At 72.5% G+C, this 13,625-nt stretch carries 11 protein-coding genes; 6 read left to right on the forward strand and 5 right to left on the reverse strand.

The features are described from left to right. Nucleotides 1-75: 75 nt before the first annotated feature. The 4 genes from ACZ7MF_RS10950 to ACZ7MF_RS10965 form a co-directional block, all read right to left on the reverse strand. Nucleotides 76-1,095 (reverse strand): oligopeptide/dipeptide ABC transporter ATP-binding protein, encoded by a 1,020-nt coding sequence (locus ACZ7MF_RS10950; RefSeq protein ID WP_471475864.1) that lies wholly within the window; start codon nucleotides 1,093-1,095, stop codon nucleotides 76-78. Next, nucleotides 1,092-3,104 (reverse strand): dipeptide/oligopeptide/nickel ABC transporter permease/ATP-binding protein, encoded by a 2,013-nt coding sequence (locus tag ACZ7MF_RS10955; RefSeq protein WP_471475866.1) that lies wholly within the window; start codon nucleotides 3,102-3,104, stop codon nucleotides 1,092-1,094. Before ACZ7MF_RS10955 ends, ACZ7MF_RS10950 begins: the two co-directional genes overlap by 4 nt. Continuing rightward, a complete protein-coding gene (locus tag ACZ7MF_RS10960) occupies nucleotides 3,104-4,054 on the reverse strand; it encodes an ABC transporter permease (protein WP_471475868.1) in 951 nt (316 codons plus the stop codon). Before ACZ7MF_RS10960 ends, ACZ7MF_RS10955 begins: the two co-directional genes overlap by 1 nt. A gap of 80 nt (nucleotides 4,055-4,134) precedes the next feature. Next, nucleotides 4,135-5,688 (reverse strand): ABC transporter substrate-binding protein, encoded by a 1,554-nt coding sequence (locus ACZ7MF_RS10965; protein ID WP_471475870.1) that lies wholly within the window; start codon nucleotides 5,686-5,688, stop codon nucleotides 4,135-4,137. Nucleotides 5,689-5,873: 185 nt separating this feature from the next. Here ACZ7MF_RS10965 and ACZ7MF_RS10970 point away from each other — a divergent pair, with 185 nt between their 5' ends. From ACZ7MF_RS10970 to ACZ7MF_RS10995, 6 genes are all read left to right on the forward strand, one after another. Further along, nucleotides 5,874-6,626: a FadR/GntR family transcriptional regulator gene (locus ACZ7MF_RS10970; RefSeq protein WP_388525018.1), complete on the forward strand. Its 753-nt coding sequence runs from the start codon at nucleotides 5,874-5,876 to the stop codon at nucleotides 6,624-6,626. Nucleotides 6,627-6,886: 260 nt separating this feature from the next. Continuing rightward, nucleotides 6,887-7,909 carry an acetylxylan esterase gene (locus ACZ7MF_RS10975; protein ID WP_471475871.1) on the forward strand — a complete coding sequence of 341 codons (1,023 nt, stop codon included), beginning with the start codon at nucleotides 6,887-6,889 and terminating at the stop codon, nucleotides 7,907-7,909. 25 nt (nucleotides 7,910-7,934) lie between these two features. Next, nucleotides 7,935-9,419: an exo-alpha-sialidase gene (locus ACZ7MF_RS10980; RefSeq protein WP_471475872.1), complete on the forward strand. Its 1,485-nt coding sequence runs from the start codon at nucleotides 7,935-7,937 to the stop codon at nucleotides 9,417-9,419. An 88-nt stretch (nucleotides 9,420-9,507) separates the two neighbouring features. After that, nucleotides 9,508-10,467 (forward strand): dihydrodipicolinate synthase family protein, encoded by a 960-nt coding sequence (locus ACZ7MF_RS10985; RefSeq protein WP_471475874.1) that lies wholly within the window; start codon nucleotides 9,508-9,510, stop codon nucleotides 10,465-10,467. Beyond that, the gene (locus ACZ7MF_RS10990; protein ID WP_471475876.1) at nucleotides 10,464-11,411 is read left to right on the forward strand and encodes an ROK family protein; all 948 of its coding nucleotides are present in this window, start codon (nucleotides 10,464-10,466) and stop codon (nucleotides 11,409-11,411) included. Before ACZ7MF_RS10985 ends, ACZ7MF_RS10990 begins: the two co-directional genes overlap by 4 nt. After that, nucleotides 11,408-12,136, forward strand: coding sequence for an N-acetylmannosamine-6-phosphate 2-epimerase (locus ACZ7MF_RS10995; protein ID WP_471475877.1), 729 nt, complete (start codon nucleotides 11,408-11,410; stop codon nucleotides 12,134-12,136). Before ACZ7MF_RS10990 ends, ACZ7MF_RS10995 begins: the two co-directional genes overlap by 4 nt. Here ACZ7MF_RS10995 and ACZ7MF_RS11000 read toward each other — a convergent pair whose 3' ends face one another. Next, nucleotides 12,137-13,591, reverse strand: a complete 1,455-nt coding sequence (locus ACZ7MF_RS11000; protein WP_471475879.1) for a glyceraldehyde-3-phosphate dehydrogenase — start codon at nucleotides 13,589-13,591, stop codon at nucleotides 12,137-12,139. It lies immediately after the preceding gene. Nucleotides 13,592-13,625 lie beyond the last annotated feature (34 nt).

The following is a 13,625-nucleotide window of genomic DNA, read 5'->3' on the forward strand; positions in this document are numbered from 1 at the left end:
GGCCGTAGTGCCGCACGGCGCCCGGACGGGGCGTGCCCTCACACGCATGCCCCGGTCCGGGCCGGCCGATACCCGTCAGCCTCCGCCCGGCGCCCCGTGCGGTGCGTCGCCCCCCTGCGGATGGACGCAGTGCCACCGATGTGCGCCGGGACCCTCAGCAGCCGCCGGGAAGACGGTGGCGCAGGCGTCGTCCGCCTTCCAGCAGCGGGTGCGGAACGGGCAGCCGGAGGGCGGGTGGGTGGCCGAGGGCACCGGGCCGTGCAGCACGATCCGCTCGGGGCGTTCCAGCAGGCTCGGCGTCGCGGAGAGCAGCGCCTCGGTGTACGGGTGCCGGGAGGCGCCGGAGACCTCGGCGGCCCCGCCCTCCTCGACCACGCGGCCCAGGTACAGCACCGCGATGCGGTCCGCGAGATACCGGACCGTCTGGACGTCGTGCGAGATGAACACCATGCCGAGGCCGAGCCGGGCGCGCAGGTCCACCAGCAGGTTGAGGATCTGGGCGCGCACCGACACGTCCAGGGCGCTGGTGGGCTCGTCGGCGACGATCAGCTCCGGCTCCAGGGCCAGGGCGCGCGCGATGGCCACCCGCTGGCGCTGGCCGCCGGACAGCTGACCCGGCAGCGCGTCCAGTGTGTGCCCGGGCAGCCCGACCAGGTCGAGCAGCTCCTCGACCCGTTCCTCGCGCTCGGCCCGTGTGCCGCGCCGGTGCACGTCCAGCGGGTCACGCAGGATCCGGCGCACCGGCAGCCTCGGGTTCAGCGCGGTGGAGGCGTCCTGGAAGACCACGCCAACGGCGGCTCCGAACCCGGTGCGGCGCTCGGCGGCGCCCATCGTCCACAGGTCCCGGCCCCGGAAGTACACGTGTCCCTCGGTGGGGCGCTGAAGTCCGGTGACCACGCGGGCCAGCGTGGACTTGCCGCAGCCCGACTCGCCGACCAGGCCGAGGATCTCGCCGGGCCGGACTTCCAGCGAGGTGTCGGTCAGGGCGTGCACGGCGTCCCGGCGCAGGATGCCGCCGCTGCGGGCCCTGTGCCGTACGTGGATGCGGTCGAGCCGGACGAGTGGGTCCATGGTGCTGTCCTCGGTGGCGGTCATCGGGCGCCCTCCAGCGACTTCGCGGGCCCGGTCCCGGAAGCCGGTCCGTTCCCGGCGGGCGTCCGGTTCGCGGACGCCGGGTGGTGGCAGGCGAAGAGGTGGTCCGGGCCCGCGTCCCGGTCGGTGGCGGGCGGCGGTGTGGTGGTGCACAGTTCGGTGGCGGCGGCGCAGCGGGACGCGAACCGGCAGCCGGCGCCGAACGCCTTCGGGGCCGGTACGACGCCGCGGATCTGGTGCAGCCGCTCGGCACCCGACTCCAGCGAGACGACCGAGCCGAGCAGCCCCCGGCTGTAGTGGTGCGCCGGATCGGTCAGCAGCGCGCGGGTGTCACCGGCCTCGGCGACCTGACCGGCGTACATCACCGCGACCCGGTGGGCGAGGTCACCGACCAGGGCCAGGTCGTGGGAGACGAGGACCATCGCGAAGCCGAGTTCGTCGCGGAGCCGGACCAGCAGCTCGACGACCTGGGCCTGCACGGTGACGTCGAGGGCGGTGGTCGGCTCGTCGGCGATCAGCAGCCGCGGGCCGCGGGACAGGGCCATCGCGATCAGCACGCGCTGGCGCTGGCCGCCGGACAGCTCGTGCGGGTAGCTGCGCAGGGTGCGCTCGGGCGAGAGACCGACCAGTTCGAGCAGCTCGGCGGGCGTGCGGGTGCCGCCGCGGGAGGTGAGCCACTTGAGCTGGGTGCCGATCAGCACCGACGGGTTCAGGGACGACATGGCGTCCTGGTAGACCATCGCGATCTCCGGGCCCATCAGCGCCCGGCGCTCCTTCGGCGTCAGCTTCAGCAGGTCGCGGCCCCGGTAGCGGATCTCGCCGTCGGCCTCGGCGTTGCGGGCCAGCAGGCCCATGATCGCGAGGCTGGTGATGGACTTGCCGCAGCCCGACTCGCCGACCAGACCGAGGGTCTCGCCCTCCCGGACGGTGAAGGAGATGCCGTCGACGACGCGGGTGTCGCCGTAGCGGTCCGGGAAGCGGATGGACAGGTCCCGTACGACGAGCAGATCGGCCGCGTCCTCGGCGAGCGGCGGCACGGCGGGCTCCATGGCCTCGAGCCGGGCCGCCAGTTCGGCGAGCGCGGCGTTCACCTCGGTCTCGTCGACCGCCGGCGCGGGGTCGGCGGCGTTGTCGTCGGTGTCGGTGCCGCCGGTGCGGGAGCGGTCCGGGGAGGCGGCGGCATCGGTCATGCCCTCGGAGAGCACGTTCAGCGCGAGCACCGTGACCAGCACGCACAGACCGGGGAAGAGCGTCGCCCACCAGCCGCCGGACAGCAGGATCTGCCGGCCGTAGGCCAGCACGCTGCCCCAGCTCGGGTCGGGGTCCTGCACACCGGCGCCGATGAAGGACAGGCTCGCCTCGAAGATGATGGAGTCGGCCACCATGACCGTCGCGAACACCAGGACCGGCGCCGCGCAGTTGACGGCGACGTGCCGGGCCACGATGTAGCCGCGACGGGCGCCGACGACCCGCTCGGCGGCGACGTAGTCCTCGCCGTACTGCTCCAGCACGTTGGCCCGCACCACGCGGGCCAGCGAGGGCGAGTAGACGAACGCGATGGTGAAGATGATGACCGGCACACTGGGCCCGAAGACCGCGACGAGCACGGCGGCCAGCGCGATCGGCGGGAAGGACATGACGACGTCCAGTGTGCGCATCACCGACTCGTCGGCGAGCTTGCGCGAGGTGGCCGCCAGCGCGCCCAGGACCGAGCCGAGGACCAGGGCGAGCAGGGTCGCGCCGAGCCCGATGACCAGGGAGTAGCGGGCGCCGTGCACGACCCGCGCGAACACGTCGCGGCCGGCCCGGTCGGTGCCGAACCAGTGGTCGGCGCCGGGGGCCCGGGCGGGGATGCCGGTGGCGAGCGGGTCCTGGGTGAGCAGCGGCGCGAACACCGCGCCCAGCACCACCACGAGGAGGACCCCGAGGGCGATCCGGGAGGACACGGGCAGCCGGCGCAGGCGGGTGCCGGGCCGGGCGAGGTGCCCGGCGAGGGAGCGTGGAGCGAACATCACACCGTCCTGATGCGCGGGTTGACGAGCAGGTAGAGCAGGTCGACGACGACGTTGACCACGAGGAAGGCGATCGCGATGGTGAGCACGGTGCCCTGGACCAGTCCGACGTCGCCCCCGTTGACACCCTCGAGGATCAGCTTGCCCATGCCGGGCAGGTCGAAGATCGCCTCGATGACGACGGCGCCGCTGAGCATGTAGCCGACCTTGACGCCCAGCACGGTCAGCGGGGTGACCAGCGCGTTGCGCAGCACCGAGCGGATGATCAGGAACGGCGGCAGGCCGCTGCCCCTGGCGGTGCGCACGTAGTCGCGGTCGAGTTCGGTGACCATCGAGGTGCGGATGAGGCGGGCCAGCGACGCGGCGACCGGCAGGGCGAGGGAGAAGGCGGGCAGCGCCATACTCTCCAGCCAGCCGGAGAAGGAGTCGGCCGGGTTGACGTAGCCCCCGGTCGGGAAGACCGGCATGTTCAGCGCGAACTGCTGGATGAGCAGCACACCGACCCAGAAGGACGGCAGCGCGATGCCGGCCATCGACAGCACCCGGAAGACCTGGTCCGGCCAGCGGTCGCGGTAGACGGCGCTGAGGACACCGAAGACCAGTGCCAGCACGACGGCCAGCGCCAGACCGAGCAGGGTCAGTTGCAGGGTGAGCGGGAACGCGGTGGCGATCCGGTCGGTGACGGGCTGACTGGGCGACATCGTGACGCCGAGGTCACCGCGCAGCAGGTCGCCCAGGAAGGCGAAGTAGCGCACGGGCAGCGGGTCGTCGAGTCCGTTCGCCTCGGCGAACGCCGCTCGCGCCTCGGGGCTCGCCGACTCGCCCAGCGCGTTGTACGCGGGGTCGGTCGGCGAGAACTGGAGGACCACGAAGACCAGCAGCGCGATGCCGAGGACCATCACCGGCATCATCGCGACGCGGCGCAGCGCGAGCCGGAGAAATGCAACCATCGTGAGGTTCCTAGCGATTGGGGCGGGGGCCGCCGCCCGCGAATGGCGCGGCGGCGGTCCGGCGGCCTGGGCGTGCGGAGTCAGCCCCGGCCGACGTCGAGGAAGGACAACCCGGTGGTGGGCAGCGGCTTGAACCCGCTCAGCGTCCCCTCCCGCCAGGCGGTGGGCAGCTTGCGGTGCAGGATCGGGTACAGGGCCGCCTCGTCGGCGACCAGGTCGGTGACCTGGCCCCACAGCTCCTTGCGCTTGGCCTCGTCGGCCTCGGCGGCGGCCTTGTCGAGCAGCGACCTGGTCTGCTTGTAGGCGTCGCTGCCCTTCCAGCCGTAACGGTTCTCCGGCCAGAAGCCGTAGTAGAACCAGCGCAGCAGCAGGTCCGCGTCGTTGCCGAAGACGGACGGGTCGCCCGGCGCGGCCAGCGCCTCGAAGTTGCCCTGGTCGATCTCGGCGTACTGGGCGGCGGACTGCTGGATGTCCAGCTTGGCGTCGACGCCGACCGCGGCCCAGCTCTCCTTGATCAGCGGCGCGACGTCCTTGACCCAGCCGGTGTCGGTGAGCATCAGCGTGAAGGAGAGCTTGCCCACGCCCGCCTCGGCGAGCAGCTTCTTCGCCCTGGCGACGTCGTGGGTGTAGACGGTGGCTGCCTTGTGGTAGTCCGGGTGCGTGGCCTGGACGTAACCGGTGGCGGCCTCGGCGTTGCCGAGCAGCGCAGTGGAGATGATCTTCTCGGTGTCCAGCGCGTAGTGCAGGGCCTGTCGCACCCGCTTGTCCTTGAACCGCTCGTCGGCGCAGTTGAACATCAGGAAGAGCAGTCCGAAGGACTGGACCGACTCCACCTTGTCCTTCCCGGTGAAGCCCTTGACGTCGATGTAGGGCACGTCCTCGATGGCCTGCACGCGGCCCGACTTGAGCGCGCTGACCCGGGCGGACGGGTCGGACATCAGCCGCCAGATCATCTTCTTGGCCTTGGCCGGGTGCGGCCCGTTGTACTTGTCGTACGCCGCCATGACGATCTTGTCCTCGCGGACCGCCGAGACGAACTTGTAAGGGCCGGTGCCGACGGGCCTGGCGTCGAAGGACTTGGCGTCGGCGCCCGCGATCTTCTTCGGCACGATCCGCACCACGGATATGCGGGAGGGGAAGAGCGCGAAGGCGTACTTCAGCTTGAACTCCACCGTCGACCTGTCGACGGCCGTGACCCGGTCGATGAACGGGACGAACTGCGCCATCAGCGAGGCGTTCGCCTCGTCCAGGACCCGCTCGAAACTGAACACCACGTCGTCCGCGGTGACCGCCGAGCCGTCGTGGAAGGTCGCGCCCTCGCGCAGGGTGGCCCGGTAGGTCGTCGCGTTGATCTTCTTGGGCATCCCGGTCGCCAGTGCCGGCCGCGCCACGAGCGTGGCGGGGTCGAGGTCGACCAGTCCCTCGAAGATGTGCATGTTGGCCGCGTACGGGGTCGCGCCCGAGGTGATCATCGGGTCGAAGCCGGTGGACAGCGCGTAGGAGAGGCCGGCCTCGATGGTGTCACCACCACTGCCGGAGTCACCGGTACCGTCTCCGCTGGAGGCCGGGCCGCCGCAGGCCGTCAGACCCGTGGTGACCGCGGTCGCCACACCGATGGCACTGGTGTATCTCATGAACGTGCGGCGATCGACGCCGGCTGCACTGCGCGCGGACAAGGAGTCCTCCAGGCGGGATATGAGAGTCGAGCAAGGTGGAGGAGGCGAGTGTGGTCGGCGCCTCACCGACGGAGCGTCAGACGTCTGATGTCTGATGCTTGATAACGTGGGAACGTAGCCGGGCAAGTGAGAGGGGTCAAGAGGTGGCGGTGGGGCAAAGGGCGATTCGGCGCAGAGAGCCGGAGCCCAAGACGGCACGACAACCGTTGCGGCAGGAGGTCGTCGACGGCATCAAGGCCTACATCCTGCGCAACGACCTGCGCCCGGGAGATCCGCTGCCGACCGAGCCCGCCCTGTGCGAGGCGCTCGGCGCGAGCCGGTCCAGTGTGCGGGAGGCGATCAGGATCCTCACCGCGCTCGACATCGTCGAGGTGCGGCACGGGCACGGCACCTACGTCGGCAGGCTGAGCCTGTCCGCCCTGGTGGAGAGCCTGACCTTCCGCGGCCTGCTCAGCCCCGACGACGACTTCCAGGTGATGAGCGACCTCATCGAGGTCCGGGAGCTGTTCGAACGGGGCATGGCCGAGCGGCTCGTCTCCTCGCTGGACGAGGAGCAGATCGGCCGGCTCGAGGCGCACGTCGACGAGATGCGCAGGGCCGGCGCGGGAGAGGGGCACGGGTTCGTCGAGGCCGACCGGGCCTTCCACACGCTGCTCCTTGCTCCGCTCGGCAACGACCTCATCGGCCAGCTCTCCGCGGCCTTCTGGGACGTCTACGTCATCGTCGCGCCGCATCTCGACGTGTTCACCCGCGAGCACGAGGCGGCCACCATCGCCAACCACCAGCGCATCGTGGACGCCGTGCGCGACCGTGACCCGGTCGAGTTCGCGGCGGCCCTCGCCGAGCACTACGCGCCGGTCCGCCTGCGGATCGAGGAGGCCCGCGCCCGGCGCTGACCGGGTCGCACGGACGACGAAGGCGCCCCCGCCGCGGGGCGCCTTTCCCGTGCCCGCGCCCGGACCGCCCGGCGCGCGGCCCGAGGACCGGGGCACTTGACGGTCGTCTTCGGGATCTCTAATGTCCTCGATCAGCAGACATCAGACGTCTGCTGATGCGATCGAGGCCGAACCGCTCGCCTCGTCGGGACCGGTTCGGCCGGTCCCTCCCGCTCCCTCCGCGCTGCGCCGCGCGCACGCCTCACCCACCGGGCCCCTCCATGCCACTGACGGACCTCACCCTTGCCCAGTGCCTCGCACTGCGGCCCGACCTCGACGAGCCCGCCGACCTCGACGCCTTCTGGGAGCAGACCCTCCACGAGGCCCGGGACGCCGGCGGCGCATCCGGCTTCACGCCGGTGGACACCGGCCTGACCGAGGTGACGACGCACGACGTCACGGTGCCGGGGTTCGCCGGCGAACCCGTCCGGGGCTGGCTGCACCTGCCCGCCCGCGGGAGCGGACCGCTCGGCTGCGTGGTGGAGTTCCTCGGCTACGGGCGCGGTCGCGGCCTGCCGCACGAGCAGGTGCTCTGGGCCAACGCCGGTTACGCCCACCTCATCATGGACACGCGGGGCCAGGGCTGGTCCACCGCGGGCGGCGACACCCCCGACACCGCCGCCCTGAACGGCACCGTCCCCGGGTTCCTCACCCGTGGCGTCGAGAGCCCCCACGACCACTACTACCGGCGGGTGTTCACCGACGCGGTGCGCTTCGTGGAGGCCGCCCGCGCGCACCCGGCCGTCGACCCGGACAAGGTCGTCGTCACCGGAATCAGCCAGGGCGGCGGCATCGCCCTCGCGGTGGCCGGCCTCGTGCCGGGCCTGGCCGGCGTGCTGCCCGACGTCCCCTTCCTCTGCGACATCAGGCGCGGCGCGACGATCGCGGCCCGGCCGCCCTACACCGAGGTCGCCGAGTACCTGCGCCTGCACCGCGACCGCACCGAGGCCGTCTTCACCACCCTGTCCTACGTCGACGCCGCCCTGCTGGCCGCGCGGGCCACGGCCCCGTCGCTCTTCTCCATCGCGATGATGGACGACATCTGCCCGCCCTCGACGAGCTTCGCGGCCTACCACCGCTACGGCGGCCCCAAGGACCTGCGTGTCTACCAGTTCAACGGCCACGAGGGCGGCGGCGGCCACCACCGCCGCGAACAACTCGCCTGGGTGCGCGAGCTGCTCACCGCGCCCCGCTCCGAGGCCCCTACCGCCCCGACCGCACTGCACGACCCCCAACTCGCCTGATCCCTCACCCGAGAGAGGCCTGTTCATGCAGCGAAGAGTCACCCTGGCCATCGGCACCGCCGCCCTGGTCGTCCTGGGCAGCACCGTCCCCGCCGCCCACGGCGCCGACTCCGCCCGCAGGGCCGCCGCGGCCGCCGGGACCCTCACCTCGCAGGACCTCGCCACCGCGGGCACCGGCTCCCCCTACTACCGCATCCCCGCCCTGACCCGGACCACCGAGGGCACGCTGCTCGCCGCCTACGACGCCCGCCCCACCCTCGGCGACCTGCCCGGCAACATCGGCGTCGTCCTCAGGCGCAGCACCGACGGCGGCACCACCTGGCAGGCCCAGCAGGTCGTCCGCAAGGACGCCGCGCCCAAGGGCTACGGCGACCCCAGCCTCCTCGTCGACCGTGAGACCGGCCGCGTCTTCCTCTTCTACGCGGCCTCCGTGAACCAGGGCTTCTTCGGCTCGGCCACCGGCAACGACGAGAGCGACCCGGACGTCCTCCAGGCCGACTACAGCTACTCCGACGACGACGGCCTCACCTGGAAGCACGAGCGGATCACCGCCGACATCAAGGACCCCTCCTGGGCCGGCATGTTCGCCGCCTCCGGCGAGGGCATCCAGCTGCGCCACGGCACCTACAAGGGCCGCCTCATCCAGCAGTACGCCATCCGCAAGGACGGCGCCAACTACGCGGTGAGCGCCTACAGCGACGACCACGGCGCCACCTGGCGGATGGGCACCCCCGTCGGCCCCGGCGGCGACGAGAACAAGACCGTCGAGCTGTCCGACGGCCGCGTCATGCTCAACAACCGCTCCAAGCCGTACCGCACGGTCGCCCACTCCACCGACGGCGGCGTCACCTACACCCCCTTCCAGCAGGACACCGAGCTGCCGGACCCGGCCAACAACGGCTCCATCACCCGTTTCGCGCCGAACGTGGACGCCTCGCACCCGAGGGCCTCGTGGCTGCTGTTCAGCAACACCGCGACGACCAACAGCCGCAGCAACCTCACCGTCCGCCTCTCCTGCGACAACGGGCAGACCTGGCCGGTACGCAGGACCGTCGAGTCCGGCGCCGCCGCCTACTCGACGCTCACCCCGCTCAGCGACGGCACGGGACCCAACCCGAGCATGGGCCTGCTGTGGGAGCGGGGGAACGTCGACCACATCACCTACTCCTCCTTCGACCTCCAGTGGCTCGGCGGAGTCTGCGCGCCGGTCACCGTCACCCCTCCCGCCTCCCTCCCCGCGGGGCGGACCACCACCGTCACCGTCCGGGTGGTCAGCCAGAACGACGTACGGCTCCCCGCCGGGACGGTCTCGCTCGCCCTGCCCGACGGCTGGAGCGCACCGGAGGTCACCGTGCCCGCGCTCGACCCCGGTCAGGGCGCGAACACGAAGATCCCCGTCACGGTCCCCGCGAACGCCACCGCGGGCAGCGTGCCGGCCACCGCCGCCTACGAGGTCCGCGGTCGCCAGCACTCCTACGGCGATACGACGTTCACCGTCACCCAGCCGTAGCCGGCCACGGGCCGCCCGCCGCCGGCACCCCGGTGCCGGGCGGCCCGTTCCACCCGTACCACCACTCGCACAGCCCAGGAGAAACACCATGTCCTCGTCCCAGCCCCTGCGCGGCGTCGTGCCGCCCGTCTGCACTCCTCTGGACGCGTCGGGCGAAGTCGACACCGCCTCGCTCGCCCGGCTCGTCGAGCACCTCGTCGGCGGGGGAGTGCACGGGCTGTTCGCCCTGGGCTCCAGCAGCGAGGTCGCCTTCCTCACCGACCGGCAGCGGGCCGTCGCCCTCGACACGGTCGTCGAGGCGGTCGCGGGCCGCGTCCCGGTCCTCGCCGGGGTCATCGACATGACCACCCCGCGGGTGCTCGTCCACGCCGAGGCCGCCCGCAAGGCCGGTGCCGACGCCCTGGTGGCCACCGCCCCCTTCTACGCCCGCACCCACCCGCGTGAGATCGCCGCCCACTTCCGCGCCATCCGCTCCGCCGTCGATCTGCCGTTGTATGCCTACGACCTCCCCGTCTCGGTGCACAGCAAGCTCTCCGCCGCCCTGGTGCGCGAACTCGCCGAGGACGGCACGCTCGCCGGGCTCAAGGACAGCAGCGGCGACGAGGGCGGCCTGCGTCGGCTCCTCGTCGAACTGGGCGGACGCCACGGCCGCGCCGACGGCCCCGCCCCCTCCTTCAGCATCCTCACCGGCTCCGAACTGACCGTGGACGCCGCCCTGCTGGCCGGCGCCGACGGCGTGGTACCGGGCCTCGGCAACGTCGACCCCGCCGGTTACGTCCGCCTCTACGACGCCGTGCGCGGCGGCGACCTGGACGGCGCGGCCAAGGAACAGGAGCGGCTCGTCGAGCTGTTCGGGCTGGTCGACGCGGGCCCGGAGAGCGAGATGGGCCGCAACTCCTCGGCCATCGGCGCCTTCAAGCACGCCCTGCGACTGCTCGGCGTGTTCAGCCACGGCACCACCGCCGCGCCGCAGATCCAGCTGGGCGAGGACTCCGTCGCCCACGTCGAGCGGCACCTGCGCGGCGCCGGGCTGCTGCCGGTCCGATGACCGCACCGCACCCCGATGCACCGGTGATCGGCCTCGACCTGGGCGGCACCAAGATCGCCGCCGCCCTGGTCGGGTCCGACGGCACCGTCCTGGCCCGGCACACCCTGCCCACCCCGGCGACGGAGGGCGCCGAGGCGGTGCTGGACGCCCTGGCCGTCGCCGCCCGTGCGGTACGGGTCCACGGCACCACCGCGATCGGCGTCGCCGCGGCCGGCGTGATCGACCCCGCCACCGGGACCGTCACCAGCGCCACCGACACGATCCGCGGCTGGGCCGGCACCGCCCTCGCCGCCGGTCTCGCCACCCGCACGGGGCTCCCCGTGGCCTGCGACAACGACGTACGGGCCGCCGCCACGACGGAACTGGACGGACCGGACGACGACGCCACCCTCCTCTACGCCGCCGTCGGCACCGGAGTCGGCGGGGCCGTCGCCGCCGCGGGACGCATGCTGCACGGAGCCGCCGGCATCGCCGGGCACCTGGGGCACCTGCCCAGCCCGGAGGCCGACGGACTGCCCTGCACCTGCGGAGCCACCGGCCACCTGGAGGCCGTCGCGGCGGGCCCCGCCATCACCGCCCACTGCGTACGGCTCGGCGGGCAGCCGGCCGGCCGCCTCCAGACCGTCGCAGAACGCGCCGCTCTGGGCGACCCGCACGCCACCACCGCCATCACGCTCGGCGCCCGTGCGACGGGCCGCGCCCTGGGCGGCCTCGCCAACACGCTCGGCCCGCACCGCGTCGTCGTCGCCGGCGGCGTGCCCCGCATCGGCGCCCTGTACTGGGACGCCCTGTGCGCGGCCTTCGCCGCCGAACTCATGGCCCCGCTGCGCGGCCTGCGCCCGCGCCCGCCGCGGGGCGGCGCCGACGCCGCGGTCCTCGGGGCGGCCGCGCTGCCTCGCACCCTGCCCCTGCACCAGCCCGCCACCACCGGAGCACCGTCATGACCCCGTCCCCGCCCCCGTCCCTGGCCGAGCAGTTCGAGGGCCGCCTGATCGTGTCCTGCCAGGCGCCTCCCGGCGATCCGATGCGCCACACCGACACCCTGGTCCGCATGACCCTGGCGGCGCGTTCCGGCGGCGCGGCGGCCGTACGCGTCAACGACCCGGAGGTCGTCGCGGCCACCGTCGCGGCCGTCGACCTTCCGGTGATCGGCCTGTGGAAGGACGGCGACAGCGGCGTCTTCATCACCCCGACCGTGCGCCACGCGCTGGCCCTGGTGGAGGCGGGGGCGGCGGTCGTCGCCGCCGACGCCACCGCGCGTCCGCGGCCCGACGGCAGCACCTTCGCCGAGCTGGTCGAGGCCGTCCATGCGGCGGGCGCCCTGGTCATGGCCGACGTGTCGACGCTGGGCGAGGGCCGCGCGGCAGCCGGCCGGGGGGCGGACTTCCTCGGCACCACGCTGTCCGGCTATGTGCCGGGCTCCCCGGTGCAGGACGCCCCCGACCTGGCCCTCGTGACCGACCTCGCCGGAGCGCTCGACACCCCGGTGATCGCCGAGGGCCGTATCGCGACGCCCGAGCAGGCGGCCCGGGCGCTCGCCGCGGGTGCGCACAGCGTCGTGGTCGGCACCGCCATCACGGCACCGACCGCGCTGACCCGGCTCTTCGCGAACGCCCTGGCCCCCGGACCGGACCGGATCCGACCGGGGACCGGACCCGACTCGACCTGATCAGACCGCCGGAGCCGGGTACGTCGGGTACTCCACCCCGGAGACGTGCTGCACGACGCGGACGACCTGGCAGGAGTAGCCGAACTCGTTGTCGTACCAGAGGTAGAGGATCGCGTTGTCGCCCTCGACCTTCAGCGCGCCCGCGTCCACGATCGAGGCGTGGCGCGAGCCGATGAAGTCGCTGGAGACGGCGTCGGGCGCGCCGATGAAGTCGATCTGGCGCTTGAGCGGCGAGGTCAGCGACACCTCGCGCAGGTGGTCCAGGACCTCTTCGCGGCTCGCCTCGCGGGCCAGCTGGAGGTTGAGGATCGCGATCGACACGTTGGGCACCGGCACCCGGATCGAGCTGCCGGTGATCCGCGCCTTCAGGTCGGGCAGCGCCTTGGCGACCGCGGAGGCGGCGCCGGTCTCCGTGATGACCATGTTCAGCGGCGCGCTGCGGCCGCGGCGTTCCGACTTGTGGTAGTTGTCCAGCAGGTTCTGGTCGTTGGTGAAGGAGTGCACGGTCTCCACGTGACCGCGCAGCACACCGTACTCGTCCTCCATCGCCTTCAGCGGCGGGACGATCGCGTTGGTGGTGCAGGACGCGCAGGACAGGATCCGCTCGTCCGGCTTGATGGTGTCGTGGTTGACGCCGTGGACGATGTTCGGGACGTCGCCCTTGCCCGGCGCGGTCAGTACGACCTTGTCGATGCCCGGACGCAGGTGCTTCGACAGACCCTCGCGGTCGCGCCACTTGCCGGTGTTGTCGATGAGGATGGCGTCCTTGATGCCGTACGCCGTGTAGTCGACCTGCGTCGGGTCGTCCGCGTAGATCACCTTGACGGCGTTGCCGTTGGCGAGGATCGTGCCGTTGTCCTCGTCGACGGTGATCGTGCCCTGGAACTGGCCGTGCACGGAGTCGCGGCGCAGCAGCGAGGCGCGCTTGACGATGTCCTCGGCGGCCCGCTCCCCACCCCCGCGGACGACGATGGCGCGCAGCCGGAGCCCGTTGCCCGACCCGGCCTTCTCGATGAGCAGGCGGGCGACGAGCCGGCCGATGCGGCCGAAGCCGTACAGGACGACGTCCCGCCCCTCGCGCCGGTCGATCTTGTTGGCGCCGGTGGCCCCGGCGACGGCCTCGGCCGTGAACTCCTCGACCGACAGACCCCGGTCGTCGGTCCGGTAGGTCGCGGCGAGCATGCCGATGTCGATCTGCGAGGGACCGAGGTCCAGCGCGGTGAGCGCGCGCAGGAAGGGCATCGTCTCGGTGACCGACAGCTCCGCCCCGGCGATCTGGCGGGCGAAGCGGTGGGTCTTGAGGATGCTGACCACCGACTTGTTCACCAGGGAACGGCTGTGCAGCAGGATCGTGACGTCCTGCTCCCGGTGCAGCTTCCCGATCATCGGGATCATCGATTCCGCGGTCTCTTCGCGGTGCTTCCAGTTGGTGAACGAGTCGTCGTTGACAGTCACGTCTCTATCTTTCGAGCTAGGCGGCGCTCATATG

The organism is Streptomyces sp. NPDC111628, from assembly GCF_055635195.1.

What these genes read in the sequence shown, in the direction of transcription:
- ACZ7MF_RS10950 (WP_471475864.1), bottom strand. Translation starts at nt 1,095, where the DNA reads ATGACCGCCACCGAGGACAGCACCATGGACCCACTCGTCCGGCTCGAC.
- ACZ7MF_RS10955 (WP_471475866.1), bottom strand. Translation starts at nt 3,104, where the DNA reads ATGTTCGCTCCACGCTCCCTCGCCGGGCACCTCGCCCGGCCCGGCACC.
- ACZ7MF_RS10960 (WP_471475868.1), bottom strand. Translation starts at nt 4,054, where the DNA reads ATGGTTGCATTTCTCCGGCTCGCGCTGCGCCGCGTCGCGATGATGCCG.
- ACZ7MF_RS10965 (WP_471475870.1), bottom strand. Translation starts at nt 5,688, where the DNA reads ATGAGATACACCAGTGCCATCGGTGTGGCGACCGCGGTCACCACGGGT.
- ACZ7MF_RS10975 (WP_471475871.1), top strand. Translation starts at nt 6,887, where the DNA reads ATGCCACTGACGGACCTCACCCTTGCCCAGTGCCTCGCACTGCGGCCC.
- ACZ7MF_RS10980 (WP_471475872.1), top strand. Translation starts at nt 7,935, where the DNA reads ATGCAGCGAAGAGTCACCCTGGCCATCGGCACCGCCGCCCTGGTCGTC.
- ACZ7MF_RS10985 (WP_471475874.1), top strand. Translation starts at nt 9,508, where the DNA reads ATGTCCTCGTCCCAGCCCCTGCGCGGCGTCGTGCCGCCCGTCTGCACT.
- ACZ7MF_RS10990 (WP_471475876.1), top strand. Translation starts at nt 10,464, where the DNA reads ATGACCGCACCGCACCCCGATGCACCGGTGATCGGCCTCGACCTGGGC.
- ACZ7MF_RS10995 (WP_471475877.1), top strand. Translation starts at nt 11,408, where the DNA reads ATGACCCCGTCCCCGCCCCCGTCCCTGGCCGAGCAGTTCGAGGGCCGC.